The following is a 14144-nucleotide window of genomic DNA, read 5'->3' as shown; positions in this document are numbered from 1 at the left end:
ACATCTGTTTTCTTTGCTAATGCTATACTTCGACAAGCTCAGTATGACATTAGCAAAGGCTGAGCTTGTCGAAGACCAACATTACAACTCCGACTGCGCGCTATCCAATTGTAGGGAGAGGCTTAAGGGGTAACGTTTATGCTTAATATCAATCTGCTGTGGCAATGCATCCTGCACATCGGAAAAACGAACAGAAAAACGCTCTTTACTCCCTTTCACATGCTTAATCTCTACAAGATTACGCTCCTCATAGGTATAATAATCGCCATTGGCCACATACACAGGAAAGTATTGCTGCGTAGGAAAAATCAAGGCTTCGGTAGCAAAACGACGAGACGTTAGCAAACGGAAAAGAGAGGCCACTTCCTTCACTACTTTCTTTTTGTTCAAATCCGCCATGGCATAATGCACAACATAGGTATCCGAAAACACTGAAATATCGAAAAGCGTCTGACCGAAGTCGCTCAACAAGGCCAAACGATGTGTCTCGGGACTAATGGATTTAACGACCAGATTACCGTTGATTTCCTTCTGAAAAGCTGTTAAGCGCGTCCGGTATACATAGGCCTGAGCAGTATCTGCATAATAGGTATTCACCTCTTTCGGGGCAATGCTACGGATGCCTGAAGATGTGGGGTATTTGTACGTTCCACAGGAGGTTAATAAAAGTGTTAGAAGTAGACTAATAGTCAAAAACCGAATCATGAATCTGCTTGTTTATTTGCGTATTCTTTAAAACAAAACGTGTATAATCTTTGGAAGGTTCCACCAATTTCACTTCCTGCACCTGACGGTTGGTTGATGAAAACCGGAGTACTATTTCCTGAATGTATTTTTTAGCTTCCGATAGCTTTGGCGTTAGACGGACAACATCATTTCCCCCATCCTTAAAATAGGCTACGGCAAACTCCTTCTCATCGTATCGCCCACCTTGCATACTGTTGGTCACCAACTTACTTATCTTTTCAAATTGCTTGCTATTTCCCAAATCCATACTGCGTTTCTTCCCCTCATCATTGATGAAGATCTTGTTATCTTTGAACACCATCTTATAGTTGAACGGCGCCGTATAAGACCAACTTAGGCGGTCAGGCTGTACAATGAAGAGCTTGCCCGATGACTCCACAGGCTTTTTCATAAAGCTTAGGTGCTTATACTGTACAAAATCTGCAGAAAGCGTCTTTACCGTAGCCAGCTGTTTCAATGCCTGCTGAAAAGCTTGTACTTCCTGTGCCGACATGGCCTTCATCTGTGCCCATCCCGCCAACGGCAACAAGCAAACAGCCAACAACATAAGCTTTACCCAATTCTTCACTATCCTATATCCCAAATTAGCTTTCATATGCATGCAAAGTTAATAAATCATCCACAGTTACCAAGCCGTAACCCTCCTCTTGAAGATAGGGCAACAGTCTTTCCAACACCTTGACCGTACGTTGCGAAGTGTCGTGGAACAGCACAATATCCCCAGATCTCAACTTACGGACCACACGGTTATAAAGTTTGTCTTCATCCATGATAATCGTATCCAAAGACCTGTTGCTCCATCCGATAACCTGATGTCTCGTTAGTTTGACTGCCTTTGCTATGGAAGGATTAGTGACACCATAGGGCGGGCGGAAAAATTTTACCCGCTTGCCCGTTACTGCTTCAATCACGCTATCCGCCTCCTGCAGTTCCACCAACACTTTATCTGCCTTATAGAAGCCCATCCAAGGGCTGTGTGAAAAGGTATGGTTGCCGATGGTGTGTCCCTCATGGACCAATCGCTTGGCCAGCTCTGGAAACTTCTCCACCTGCTTCCCGATACAAAAGAAGGTAGCAGATGCCTGATAGCGTTGCAATAAATCGAGAATCTGTTCCGTATAATGTGTGGGTCCGTCGTCAAAGGTTAATGCAATGACCTTGCCCCGACTGTGCTTTCTCCGGTAGAAGGTGTCTGTAAAGTAGCCCAAACGGATATCAAAGGCTCCCCAAGCGGTTATCCCGAGACCTAGTCCTACCGTCAGTACAAACCACCAAATGGAATAATGAAAAAAAAGGAAAAGCAATAAAGCAATAAAGTTTATTGCGATAAAGAAATAGCTTATCCATCTATGCCTCAACATGCCCGCAGAAGAACAAGAGAATGGTCCTTACCTTTAAATTGGTTATAGAGCAACACATAACGGAAATTTTTCCTTTCCTGCTCTTGCCAAAACAGTTGCTTTGGCAGTTCCTGATGTTTGAGGAGTTGCGAAGCCACCGCCAAACCAAAGGCCGAACTACTATCGAACTGCCCTATCAGGTGTTTGTAATATACCGTAGGAACCGCATCAAAATCAGCTAAGAGATGCGTATAATATTGGTCTGATTCTATATCGCCATTAATTCCCAGAATCAAAGCATCCACTTCCTCAATAGCGACATTATTTTCCTGCAGAAAAAGAGCCACAAAGTCCTTCAATTGCACTTGGTTCACGTCATTCTGTATACGGACATCTACAATTTCGGCATAGGTATGCGCCATTTTATTCGTACTCAATCCGAAGAAAACGGCCCCTTCACTATAATTTACCCCTACGGATGTGCTATTCTTTACACTTTCTTGTATACCGTCTTGTTTAATGTAGCCTATTTGTTGCAGTAAACTATATGTGTGGTCCGAAATTTCATCACTTGCCCCTGCCAGAATATGCGTAGCCTTGCCCGATTGCAGCTGTAACAAAGCGTCCAGCAAAGCAGATTCAAACGAGACCGAACGATGCACATAAGTAAAATTATAGGCTTTACATTGTAGTCGTAGGGCTATCTGCGATGCAACGGTATTGTGGGTAGACTGAATAAATGCCGTTGGCGTCAAAAATTGTTCATCGTTATCGAGAACATTGCGCAAGAATTTTTCTGAATCCTCCAAACAGCCCAATCCTGTTCCGGCAACAATCGCATCGGGCATGGCTATCTCTGCCTCATCCAATGCCTGTTGCGAAGCGTATATCCCCATCTTGATACCGTTCGACATCCGACGCACCATAGCAGGTGAAATCATCTCCTTGTACGAAGGGTGCTGTACAGGCGCTATCGACTGTTGAAGTTCCGTAGCGTCTGCCAATAAACGCTCGCTCCATACACCTTGGGCTGTAACGGCCCCGATACCATTTATATATGCTGTCTTCTTCACGATTCAGAGAAAATCAAAGTTGAACAATTGCCACCAAACCCAAAGGAATTGGACAGCACCTTACGGATAGGTGTTAGCTTGGTTTCTGTTTCTGGAATCAGCACAAACTCCTCCATCGGTGTTTCAAAATTGAGGTTCGCAAACGCCGTTTCACGTTGCAAAGCCAGAATGCTATACACTGCTTCGATAGCCGCTGCGGCTGCCAAGGTATGCCCTGTAAAGGCCTTAGTGGAACTGAAAGGTGGCATCTGATTTCCAAAGATACGGATCAGGGCACGCCCCTCTGACAAATCGTTATTGGGTGTAGCTGTACCATGGACATTGACATAATCAATATCAGTGGCCTGCAGCCCTGCGACCTTTAGCGCTTTTTGCATGGCCAAGAATGCTCCCTCTCCGTCTTCCGAAGAGGCTGTTTGATGAAACGCATCATTCGCATTCCCATAGCCAGCGAGATAAGCCAACACCTTTTTATTCTCTTTTTGGACAACCTCTGCTGATTCCAATACCAGATAAGCAGCGGCTTCACCTAAGTTCAATCCCTTGCGGTGTTGGTCAAAAGGTTGACACAGTCCGTCAGAAAGAATCATCAAGGTCTTGAAACCATTGATAGTAAATTTGCTTAAAGCATCCGCTCCACCAACGATAACCCTATCCAACCTACCTGATTGGATTAAGCGTGCTCCCATCATGATGGCATTAGCGGCCGATGAGCAAGCCGTGCTAATGGTCGTCACAAAGCCCTGTAAGCCCAAATAGTCTGCAATCTTGTGGGTGGAATCTCCAGCATCGTGGGAGGTAATGTAGCGCTGTAGAGCAGGCTCGGTAAGGTAGTCGTAAAAATAACGTTCCGTGAAATCCATTCCTCCTACACTGGTGGAGGAAATCAATCCTGTGCGATATGTCTGCATATCCAAGATACCTGCCTGATCCACCGCTTCTTTAGCCGCACATAGTCCCAAAAGTGCAGTACGGGTAAAAGTATTGGTCTCAGGCAAACCCAACCTATAGATAAGCTCCTCGTTGGTTAGCTTAATCTCCCCGACCATAATGTCATCCACATGGGTTGTTGTGAAGTTTTCCACACGGGAAATTCCATGCTTCTCCCTGACCAGAGAGTGCCAGTTCTCCTCTACGGACTGTCCTATAGAAGAGATAATACCCATTCCCGTTATGGCGACCCCAGACGGCATGATTTATTTTGTACGGTTAGCGGCTATATAATCGGCCATGGTTTGTACAGACTGAAAAATAGATTTTCCTTGTTTGGGATCTGATAGCTTAATGCCATACTCTTTATCCATCAACACGATAAGCTCCAAAGCATCGATAGAGTCTAATCCTAAGCCATCGCCAAATAAAGCATCATCGTCTTGGATATCTTCGACAGCTACATCCTCCAAGTTAAGGACTTCAATAATCTTACCCTTCAGTTCTTCTTTTAACTCTGCCATTTTATGATTCAAATAATTCGTTTATATTTTCTGTTGTATGCGGCTTTTGCCCATTTTGGTCAACAAGATACAAAACCGCACGGTATTTTTCTTGAAAATATTCTACCCAGCCACACAGCACACGTTTCGCCTTGGCCGAAACCAAAAGATAGTCCGCATATTTCTGCATAAAATCGGCAGGATATTCTTCAAAAACGAAGAAAGCATTTTCAGTCTGCAATTGATGCCGTATGCTAATCTCGCCTAAACAGATATTGGACAGCGTGTACACGAAAGTAGCGGGACTGGGAAAAATATTAGCTGTATCCTGTATGCTTTGTTGATGTCTTACATCCGTATCCAGACTGCCAGAGCGATTAGCCAGCACCAAAGCCAGGCCTTCTTTTTCTTCGCTCTGCAAGATATACTCCGCGCCGAGAAACGCCATCTTGCTCAATGCATCCATCTTATAAAATTTCGGATAATCCACTTCCAGATATTTGAAAGCTTGCTTGGCAAAAATAGCGAATGGCTCATCCTTCTCCCCTTCGTACACGACTTGGCCACCCACCTTGATCGATGCGTCATGGAGGTGAACTATTTTGGTTATGAAGGAAGTGGTGTGCATAGCGTTGTTGTTTACAAAAATACAGAATACTATTAAAATTGGTGTTTTTATTATGAATTGGCTATAAGCTATAAGCAGTAGGCTTTATGCTTACCGCCTACTGCTTATAGCCCTTTGCCTTTTAGAAACTGGTTAAGGGCAACACTGGCTCGTTCCGTTCGTTGGTATAAATCTTTTGTAAATTCATAGAGCTGATTGTACCGTTCGAAGAGCGCTGTCCCTATATCAAAATTGTCCTGAAACACATCGTCTACCTTGCCATATATTTGTTTGAAGTAATCTTCATCTTCATCCAAGGTGACAATATTGACCGAGACTTCCTCATACCGAGGGTAGACTTCGTCAAATAATGAAAAATATTTCTCATGGACCGGGTGATAATCATCGTGTCCCTCCTGAAAAACGATATCCAAGCTTTCATTATGTCTGTTACTCAGATCGTCTATAAGCCCGTGTATATCCTGCATCTTCTTATTATGTTTTTCGACTGAGAAAAAGAATTCCGTAACCTCGATGGTCAACTCACCGTCGATTTCTACTTCGGGACCTGTAGATATATTCAGCGATTCCTCGATGATCTCCAATTCCTGCAACAAGAGGAGCGCTTCCATATACAGTTCTTCGACTTCCGTTTGTCCACGCAATAGATCAAGACGCATTTGGTCTGCACGCTGTTTGATGGCATATACAACATCGTGCGCCTCATAATACAACTCCAATGCAGCCGTCTCAATCGCTAATGGCTTTTTACTTTCATCAAATTCAAGGATAATATCCTTTAAGGGGTGGTTTTTAACAACTGTTTTCATCATCAGTTTTTTTATAAATTCGCCACAGTGATTACATGTTCTCCATAGCGAATAATGCATGGCTATCCTCGTTTTTAACAGGCAATTAGTCCTATTTATACAAGGATAGCCATTTTAATTACTAAACTCAAATTTTAGAACACCGGTGCTGTCAGCACATCGCTGTAAGTCACCATAGGATCACGCCCCAGATAGGCGACACGGAATTCATATTCCTGCATCGATTCCAAACCCGTCAGTAACACTTTGGACTTAGCGCTCAGCACATGTACCCAATCATCCGTACTACTCTTTTTGCGGTATTCAAATCGGTACATCAGCGCCCCTTTCCAAGTGTTGACCTGCAGTTGCATCATCCCTCTGTGACCGGTCTTTAAATTGGCGCGCAGCGTTAATGGCTTCGGAGCAGGGCCTATAGGCATCCCTAACTTCGACGGCATAAAACCGGCAGCAAGAATAAGGGTAGGATCACCTTTAGCAACTTTTTCTACATACAGCGATAGCTCATAAACCATTTGTTTCAACTGGGCAAACTGTTGGTTTTTAATCTTCACCAGACGCATGTCCCGATAAGTAGCATCTGCCTGTGCTCGCTTGAACCCATCAAAAGCAATTTGTAAATCCGCAATGCTGGGATCCGGTTCTGGAAATATAGCCACGTTCTCTGTAAGCTTTACCAGAATGTTTTCAACGAATTTAACGTACCCGTCTTCGTTTTTGTTTTTTGTTTGTAATGTGGTCTTTGCCATAACAAATAAAATTTAAAGTGTTTATAATTAATAATATTTACTATGACAAATATAGAATGGGCTATAGGCTGAAAACGAAAAAAAGCGTGCCACTTTTGTGACCTTTCCCCGAAAATTCTGGCACGATTTTACCACATTTTTTTTGCTCTCCTCTCCCCAGCCCTTACCTACAAAGGCTTCAAGGCTATTTCTTATTTTTCATGAAAAATGAGTCATTTCCCTTGGGTTTTATGAAATTCCCCTTGGTATTTGGCAATTTTCCCTCGGGATTCATCTCAAAATCCTTGGGATTCACAAAAAACAAGCAGGAGAAAAACACAAGTCCCTTGGGAAACAACAGACTTCCCAACAGCTTTATCTTCTTTTCCATAGGCAATGCTTCATTTCCCCTATAGAAAAGGATAAAACCCGAAGGTAACAGCTCTATTCCCCAGGGATTAGACACAAAGGCCATGGGGAAATCGACATTCCCATAAGGTTTCCTAATATTTACCTATAGACTTCTACGATTTCTTTTGCGATTTCTCGTAAGATACTCTAAGAGTCTTAACCTGTTGGGGCGTGTGAACAAGATGTTTCTTAAACACTTTGCTAAAGTGGTATCTATCTGTGTAATGAAGCTGCCCTGCCACAGTATCGACACTTTTTGTTTCCGTAAACAATATTTCTCGGGCTTTATTCAGTTTAACCTGTTGTATATACTCGGCTATCTTAAAAGGTCTGCCTTCAAATGCACGATTTAATGTACGTGTACTTATACAAAGAGCATCTGCAATCTGCTGTCTAGTGATTTTCTCTTCTGCATGTTCGCGAATATACTCCAATGCCCTATGGTAAATACTCAGGTAGGACTGACTATGGGGTTGAAACTGCTGGCAATACAGGGACAATAGCTTCGACAGGATAATCCCCAGTTCTGCCCTTCCACTGAACGGTTTATACTCTATCTTCTGTAACTGTTCAAAAACCTCCCTAAAGCGATGCCCTATAGCAAAATCTACATCCCGATAGTGAAACGAGTTCTCATCTGCTATGTGTAGATGAAGGTCTTGCAAGCTGTTACCATACTCCTCCATCAGCAGGGGCATGATCTCCTGCTTATAACCTATGCACAGCACCCACTGTTTACCTGCTTGCATCCGCAAGGGTACTTTTGTGGCTCTGGAAGCTAAGGTCATTCCCCGGTTGTCTGTCAGCAACATGCTATGGGGCAGAAAGATTTCGGTGTGATTCAGAAATTGATACAATTGCCACATACCAATATGCGCATTAAGCAAGTTGAGCCGTATGCCCAGATCTGGAGCTGTGCCTCTAATCTCTAAAAGTACGACATGCTCTAATTCAAAATAGCTGTACTGTAGGTTATCTGCACACTTGTAATGGTTAGATGGTGGCAAAAAGGACAGGTAGCCTCCCTGCACGACGGCAGATGAAGCTAGATCACTTGTTCCAAAGTCAAAATACAGGGTTTTATCCATAGGTCTTTAGCGTTGGCAAGTCTTATAAAGATAGGTATTTAAGAAAAATGGGGCAAGTATAGGTATGCTTTAGTTTACAAATAGATGGTGAAATTATGTGTTGTATCAAAGGCCATCAACCAAGTGATCTTTTGCGCCTTCACAGTCAATGTCCACCTCAAGTGGGGATACATATTTACTTCATACATAGTACCCCTTTCCTCTTTTTCTATAATTTCAGGAGCTATTTCTAACTGCGTGAGTCGTTTCTCATCAAGCTTTTCTATACTTATAGCACCAGAATCCCAATGTGGCTTGTGTTTTTTGTGCAGGACATTCAAACTTTCTTCCAACTTCTCCACATTTTCAAAAAGCTCAGAGCACACTAAGGCTGAACATGCCCGTACATCCAAGGTGTCTTGAGCAAGACAATTTAGAAATTGCTGAATCAATTCTTTATCATTGCTTTGAGCTTTTCCAGATAGTGTAAACAAGGAAAACATAGATATAATAAGTAGTTCCTTAGCCATATGTAGTATTTTGTTTATAATTAACAGATATAAATATACTCAAATTTTAAATTCCCATAACTGGAAAATATTATCCCAAAGCAGCATATTTTTTTTAGATAATTAATTGGCATTACCATTATTCATCTTTGCGAGAGAACAGAACAATCCGTATTTTAGGGCAGATATAACATTGTACTTAAATGATGAAAAACCTATTTATTTCGTTTGCACTGTTGCTACTTTCTCAACATGCTTTTTCGCAAATTCAATTCACGACATTCTACACAAAGGACGGCAAACAGACACAGAAGCAAGAAGAGGCACACTACTATCGAATATTTCTCTATCCTGTAGAAGAAGGACAGAAGCCTGTTGTCGAAGAATACTATATATCCACTAACGAGCTAAAACTCAAAGGAACATATAAGGACACTGATGCCCGTCAATTCGTGGGGGAGAAATACGAAATGTACGAAAACGGAAATGTCCTATCCCGAGAAAAATATTCTGATGATGGGCTATTGATCGATACCGCTTATCAGTTCTATGAGAGTGGGATCTTGCATACGGCCTTTTATTATCCTTCTTCATTAGATACGGAAGGAAAACTAAAGATAGATTCCCCCTTATTTCTTGTACATTGCGACTCTACGGGGGCTATCACGCTCAAAAATGGCAATGGTTATGCGGAATTGAGCAACACACACGCCCGCGAATACGGAAACTATGTAAACCATAAGCGTGAAGGAGAATGGGGTGGTTGGTTCTTAGATGACAAATATACATTCACCGAAAACTATCAGGACGGAAAGCTTATTTCCGGAATTTCTACCGATGAAGACGGAATCAAGACTCCTTACGACTCCACCACTTTTGAAGTTTCCCCAGAATATCCCAAAGGAATCAACACTTTCCGTAGAACAGTACTCAATAACTATAAGTATCCTAAAGAAGCAATAGCCGCAAATGTATCAGGCAAGGTTATCCTTACCTTTGTAATAGACAAAGATGGAAAGATGCGAGATATCGTTATCCAGAAAGACCTCGGACATGGGACTGGCAGGGCTGCCATCGATGCGTTGAGAGGCTCGGGAAAATGGTCACCGGGCATTATCCGCGGAGTTCCTGTCCGTGTCAGCTATACCCTTCCTATCTCGTTAAGCATACATTAGTCATAAAAAAAAGCGCCTGACATAATACCAGGCGCTTCTTACTATATAAAATGGAAAACTAATTCGCTATTTTTCTAAACCTTCTGCAATTAATCCTTCCACATACGCACGAACAGCTTCATTGGAGAAGCGGGTGGTCACATCGAAAGCAAAGGCATGTACCAATAGTACTCTTGCTGATTCTTCGCCGATACCACGTGAACGCAGGTAGAACAGCGCTTCGTCGTCAAACTGACCCATGGTACATCCATGCGAACATTTCACGTCGTCAGCGAAGATTTCCAACTGTGGCTTCGTATAGACGGAGGCCTTGTCGCCAATCAACATGTTGTTGTTCTGCTGGAAAGCATTTGTTTTCTGTGCATCTTCGCGAACAAAGATTTTACCGTTGAACACTGCTGTAGATTCATCCTGTGGAATGTTTTTGTACCACTCATAGGATTCACAGTGGGGTTTCAAATGGTCAACAATCGTATGGTTATCCACGAATTGCTTATCGGATGTTAGATTGATACCATACAGGTGCGACTCCACATTTTCGGCATCTAAACGCACATTGATGTTGTTGCGCACAAAAGATGCCCCTGGTAAGTTGCAGTTATAGTTGTTATACAAGCTATATTGCTCCTGGTACACTTCAGTATGTTGCAAATAGTTACTTGCTGCATCCGCTACTTGGATATAATAATGCTGTACTTTTGCACCTTCTGCCAAAACAATCTCTGAAACCTTATTGTTCAGGTTTTTTGCAGCAGCATCCAATGTGATGAAAGACTCTACAATCTCTACCTCAGCATGGTGTTCCGCTACGATAAGATTACGCGTCTGTGCAAAGAAAGGTTGGTCACCCGTTGCCACATGGATAATATGCAGAGGTTTTGAAACAGCTTTATTTGGTGCTACATGGATATAAAGTCCCGATGTCTGCAGCGCGGTATTAAGTTGCACAAGGATATTGTCCGACTTATCGGCATACGCTGCATAATGCTTTTGAAAACCTTCCTCAGCATGAGCTTCTTCAATCGGTTTTACCGTCAGGCCGATTTCATCTTCCAACGAAGAGAAAGCCAATACATACTGTCCGTTCACCAACACAATGCGATGCGCGTCAAGACCTGGGATGTCAGCTTTGCTCACATCAATATCGTCCACGTTCACATCGGCATTAAGGACATACGGGGTATTGGTAAGAGGGTGCAAATTGGTATATTTCCACTCTTCATGCTTAACCGTTGGAAAGCCTTCTTGTTGAAACCGTTCAAAAGCCTGACGACGACGCTCGGTCAAGTCTGCTGGTTCCTGAACAGTCTCTAACTCCTGGAAGGTAGAAACCAACTGTTGATATAAGGTATCTTCTACTATTGTACTCATGTTATTTTTTGTCAATCTGCTAATCAATTCTTCCATGTTGAAATGGAATTAAGCAGTTTGCGTGTCGTATTCTTTTAACCAATCGTAACCTTTTTCCTCCAATTCCAATGCTAATTCTTTTGGACCAGTCTTAACGATACGTCCATTGTAAAGAACATGCACAAAATCAGGCACGATATAATCCAACAAACGTTGGTAGTGGGTGATAACCACAAAGGCATTGTCCTTAGAACGTAGTTGGTTTACGCCATTAGCAACAATACGTAAAGCGTCGATATCCAAACCTGAGTCTGTCTCATCCAAGATTGCCAATTTTGGGTTCAACATCGCCAATTGGAAAATCTCGTTACGCTTCTTTTCACCTCCGGAGAATCCTTCATTCAAAGAACGGTTTGCTAAATTAGCTGAGAACTCAACCAATTTCTGTTTTTCCTTAACCATCTGTAAGAATTCTTTCGCTTCCATTGGCGGCAACCCTTTATACTCACGGATATCGTTTACCGCAGTTTTCAAGAAGTTGATGTTGGATACGCCCGGAATCTCCACAGGATATTGGAAAGCAAGGAACAGGCCTTCACGAGCTCTATCTTCTGGAGAAAGATCCAATAAGTCAACACCGTCCAACAAAGCTTCGCCACCAGTTACCTCATAAGAGTCACGTCCAGCCAATACATTGCCCAATGTACTTTTTCCAGCTCCGTTAGGCCCCATGATAGCATGCACTTCACCAGCCTTAACCTCTAGGTTTAATCCTTTTAATATCTCTTTATCCTCTACCGAGGCTTGTAAATTTTTAATGTTTAGCATTTTCTTTAATTTGAGAATTAGACAATTTCGAAATTTGAAAATAACCTTTCCAAATCTTCAAATCAACATATCTTCCAATTATCTATTCGTTTTCGATGAAATAATAATTTTATTTACAATATTTGTTATACTCTTTATTTTTTCGACCAATCCAATAGGATCAGGGTAAGATTCTGCATATAAGCACAAATCCAACCAATATTGTGTCTCTTCAATTTCCTTCGCCGCTATCTTGAACTTATGAATGAAATCCGCCTTACTTTCTGCATTCTGAGCTTCTCGGATATTTGCTCCAATCGAAGTCCCCGATTTTAACAGTTGCTTTGCAAGCACATATTTGCGCGATAATTCTAATTCTTCACAGTATTTGATAATATCCAGCGCAAACTCAAAAGAGAGGCGAACAATCAAGTTATCAGCGTCTTTCATTTCCAAATTTCCAAATCAACTCATTTCCAAATTATCCTACAGATCCCTCTAACGAAATCGCCAACAATTTTTGTGCTTCTACGGCAAATTCCATCGGCAGTTGGTTTAACACTTCTTTTGCATAGCCATTCACGATGAGACCTACTGCCTTTTCAGAGTCAATTCCACGTTGGTTCAAATAGAACACTTGGTCTTCTCCGATTTTAGAAGTAGTCGCTTCATGCTCCAGCATCGCTGTTTTGTTTTTGCTCTCAATGTAGGGGAACGTGTGCGCACCGCAACGGTCACCAATCAACAAAGAGTCACACTGCGTAAAGTTACGTGCTTTATCTGCATTCGGTCCGATTTTGACCAAACCACGGTAACTGTTATGGCTCAAACCTGCTGAGATACCTTTGGAAACGATTTTGGAACGGGTGTTTTTACCCAAATGTATCATCTTCGTTCCTGTATCCGCAACTTGACGGTTACGCGTCATTGCTACAGAATAAAACTCGCCTACAGAGTTATCCCCTTTCAAGATAACACCAGGATATTTCCAGGTGATAGCTGAACCGGTCTCTACCTGTGTCCATGAGATTTTAGAGTTGTCACCCCTACAAATCCCACGTTTGGTCACAAAGTTATATATACCGCCTTTACCGTCCTTGTCGCCAGGGTACCAGTTTTGTACGGTAGAATATTTGATTTCGGCATCTCTTTCCGCGATTAGCTCCACAACAGCCGCATGCAATTGATTCTCATCCCGCATCGGTGCCGTACAGCCCTCCAAGTAAGATACATAAGCACCTTCATCGGCGACAATCAATGTACGCTCGAACTGTCCTGTATTCTGTGCGTTAATACGGAAGTAAGTAGATAGCTCCATCGGGCATCTCACCCCCTTCGGAACGTACACAAACGAACCATCAGAAAAAACTGCGGAGTTTAATGCTGCATAGATATTGTCTGTCTGCGGAACTACCGTTCCTAAATATTTCCTTATTAAATCAGGATATTCCTGTACCGCTTCCCCGAAAGAACAGAAGATAACACCTTGCTCTTTCAATTTCTCCCGGAATGTAGTCTTTACGGATACGGAGTCAAAAACAGCATCCACCGCTACCACTCCTGCCAACACTTTCTGTTCATCTAATGGAATGCCCAGTTTTTCAAAAGTTGCCAATAATTCCGGATCCACTTCATCCATGCTCTCCAACTGCTTCTTAGCCTTCGGCGCAGCGTAGTATGAGATATCCTGAAAATCAACCTCTGGATTTTCAAAGTTCTGCCAGGTCGGCATCTTCAATGTCAAGAAGTGACGGAAAGCTTTCAATCGCCATTCCAACAACCATTCCGGTTCATTTTTCTTGGCGGATATAAAGCGAACAGTATCTTCAGAAAGCCCTTTTGCGGCAATCTCCATTTCGATATCGGTCGTAAAACCGTACTTATATTCTTCGAGCTCAAGCTCTTTCAGTAATTCGTCGTCTTTGGTACTCATTTCTCTTCCCCTATTATTTACTCGGCGATTCCTACCTCTTTTTCGGACTACAAAGATACAACTTAATCCCTAAATAAACGTCAAAACCTCATGGTTTTACCCTTACTTTCACCAAAAAAAGTGACCATGGTCAT

16 protein-coding genes are annotated in these 14144 nt (G+C 42.4%); 1 reads left to right on the top strand and 15 read right to left on the bottom strand.

Going from position 1 to position 14144, the window contains the following annotated elements:
* Positions 1 to 81: 81 nt before the first annotated feature.
* From BM375_RS12695 to BM375_RS12640, 11 genes are all read right to left on the bottom strand, one after another.
* The gene (locus tag BM375_RS12695; protein WP_093366568.1) at positions 82 to 705 is read right to left on the bottom strand and encodes a flexirubin biosynthesis protein LolB2; all 624 of its coding nucleotides are present in this window, start codon (positions 703 to 705) and stop codon (positions 82 to 84) included.
* On the bottom strand, positions 683 to 1342 hold the full coding sequence (locus tag BM375_RS12690) for a flexirubin biosynthesis/transport protein LolA2 (protein ID WP_170852663.1): 660 nt from the start codon (positions 1340 to 1342) through the stop codon (positions 683 to 685). The genes BM375_RS12695 and BM375_RS12690 overlap by 23 nt, the downstream gene beginning before the upstream one ends.
* The gene (locus BM375_RS12685; RefSeq protein WP_093366565.1) at positions 1332 to 2108 is read right to left on the bottom strand and encodes a polysaccharide deacetylase family protein; all 777 of its coding nucleotides are present in this window, start codon (positions 2106 to 2108) and stop codon (positions 1332 to 1334) included. Before BM375_RS12685 ends, BM375_RS12690 begins: the two co-directional genes overlap by 11 nt.
* Positions 2102 to 3160, bottom strand: coding sequence for a beta-ketoacyl synthase N-terminal-like domain-containing protein (locus BM375_RS12680; RefSeq protein WP_093366563.1), 1059 nt, complete (start codon positions 3158 to 3160; stop codon positions 2102 to 2104). The genes BM375_RS12685 and BM375_RS12680 overlap by 7 nt, the downstream gene beginning before the upstream one ends.
* The gene (locus tag BM375_RS12675) at positions 3157 to 4353 is read right to left on the bottom strand and encodes a beta-ketoacyl-[acyl-carrier-protein] synthase family protein (RefSeq protein ID WP_093366562.1); all 1197 of its coding nucleotides are present in this window, start codon (positions 4351 to 4353) and stop codon (positions 3157 to 3159) included. The genes BM375_RS12680 and BM375_RS12675 overlap by 4 nt, the downstream gene beginning before the upstream one ends.
* A 3-nt stretch (positions 4354 to 4356) precedes the next feature.
* Entirely contained in the window at positions 4357 to 4614 is a 258-nt protein-coding gene (locus BM375_RS12670; RefSeq protein WP_093366560.1) for a phosphopantetheine-binding protein, read from the bottom strand.
* 1 nt (position 4615) lies between these two features.
* The gene (locus BM375_RS12665) at positions 4616 to 5221 is read right to left on the bottom strand and encodes a hypothetical protein (RefSeq protein WP_093366559.1); all 606 of its coding nucleotides are present in this window, start codon (positions 5219 to 5221) and stop codon (positions 4616 to 4618) included.
* A gap of 104 nt (positions 5222 to 5325) precedes the next feature.
* On the bottom strand, positions 5326 to 6033 hold the full coding sequence (locus tag BM375_RS12660) for a hypothetical protein (RefSeq protein WP_139227593.1): 708 nt from the start codon (positions 6031 to 6033) through the stop codon (positions 5326 to 5328).
* A 131-nt stretch (positions 6034 to 6164) separates the two neighbouring features.
* Entirely contained in the window at positions 6165 to 6779 is a 615-nt protein-coding gene (locus BM375_RS12655) for a fibronectin type III domain-containing protein (RefSeq protein WP_093366556.1), read from the bottom strand.
* 503 nt (positions 6780 to 7282) lie between these two features.
* Complete coding sequence (locus tag BM375_RS12645) at positions 7283 to 8257, bottom strand: AraC family transcriptional regulator (protein WP_093366553.1); 975 nt, start codon at positions 8255 to 8257, stop codon at positions 7283 to 7285.
* Positions 8258 to 8331: 74 nt separating this feature from the next.
* Complete coding sequence (locus BM375_RS12640) at positions 8332 to 8766, bottom strand: hypothetical protein (RefSeq protein ID WP_093366551.1); 435 nt, start codon at positions 8764 to 8766, stop codon at positions 8332 to 8334.
* A gap of 182 nt (positions 8767 to 8948) precedes the next feature.
* Here BM375_RS12640 and BM375_RS12635 point away from each other — a divergent pair, with 182 nt between their 5' ends.
* The gene (locus tag BM375_RS12635; protein WP_093366550.1) at positions 8949 to 9920 is read left to right on the top strand and encodes an energy transducer TonB; all 972 of its coding nucleotides are present in this window, start codon (positions 8949 to 8951) and stop codon (positions 9918 to 9920) included.
* A 66-nt stretch (positions 9921 to 9986) separates the two neighbouring features.
* On the opposite strand, the gene sufD is transcribed toward BM375_RS12635, so the two are convergent.
* The 4 genes from sufD to sufB form a co-directional block, all read right to left on the bottom strand.
* Positions 9987 to 11291, bottom strand: a complete 1305-nt coding sequence (gene sufD, locus BM375_RS12630; RefSeq protein WP_244525898.1) for a Fe-S cluster assembly protein SufD — start codon at positions 11289 to 11291, stop codon at positions 9987 to 9989.
* A 48-nt stretch (positions 11292 to 11339) separates the two neighbouring features.
* Positions 11340 to 12098: a Fe-S cluster assembly ATPase SufC gene (sufC, locus tag BM375_RS12625; protein ID WP_093366547.1), complete on the bottom strand. Its 759-nt coding sequence runs from the start codon at positions 12096 to 12098 to the stop codon at positions 11340 to 11342.
* 78 nt (positions 12099 to 12176) lie between these two features.
* Entirely contained in the window at positions 12177 to 12527 is a 351-nt protein-coding gene (locus BM375_RS12620) for a four helix bundle protein (RefSeq protein WP_093366545.1), read from the bottom strand.
* Positions 12528 to 12558: 31 nt separating this feature from the next.
* Positions 12559 to 14010: a Fe-S cluster assembly protein SufB gene (gene sufB, locus BM375_RS12615; RefSeq protein WP_093366544.1), complete on the bottom strand. Its 1452-nt coding sequence runs from the start codon at positions 14008 to 14010 to the stop codon at positions 12559 to 12561.
* Positions 14011 to 14144 lie beyond the last annotated feature (134 nt).

Source organism: Sphingobacterium wenxiniae, assembly GCF_900116225.1.
Classification (GTDB): domain Bacteria; phylum Bacteroidota; class Bacteroidia; order Sphingobacteriales; family Sphingobacteriaceae; genus Sphingobacterium; species Sphingobacterium wenxiniae.
This window is presented reverse-complemented; position numbering and strand designations above follow the sequence as displayed.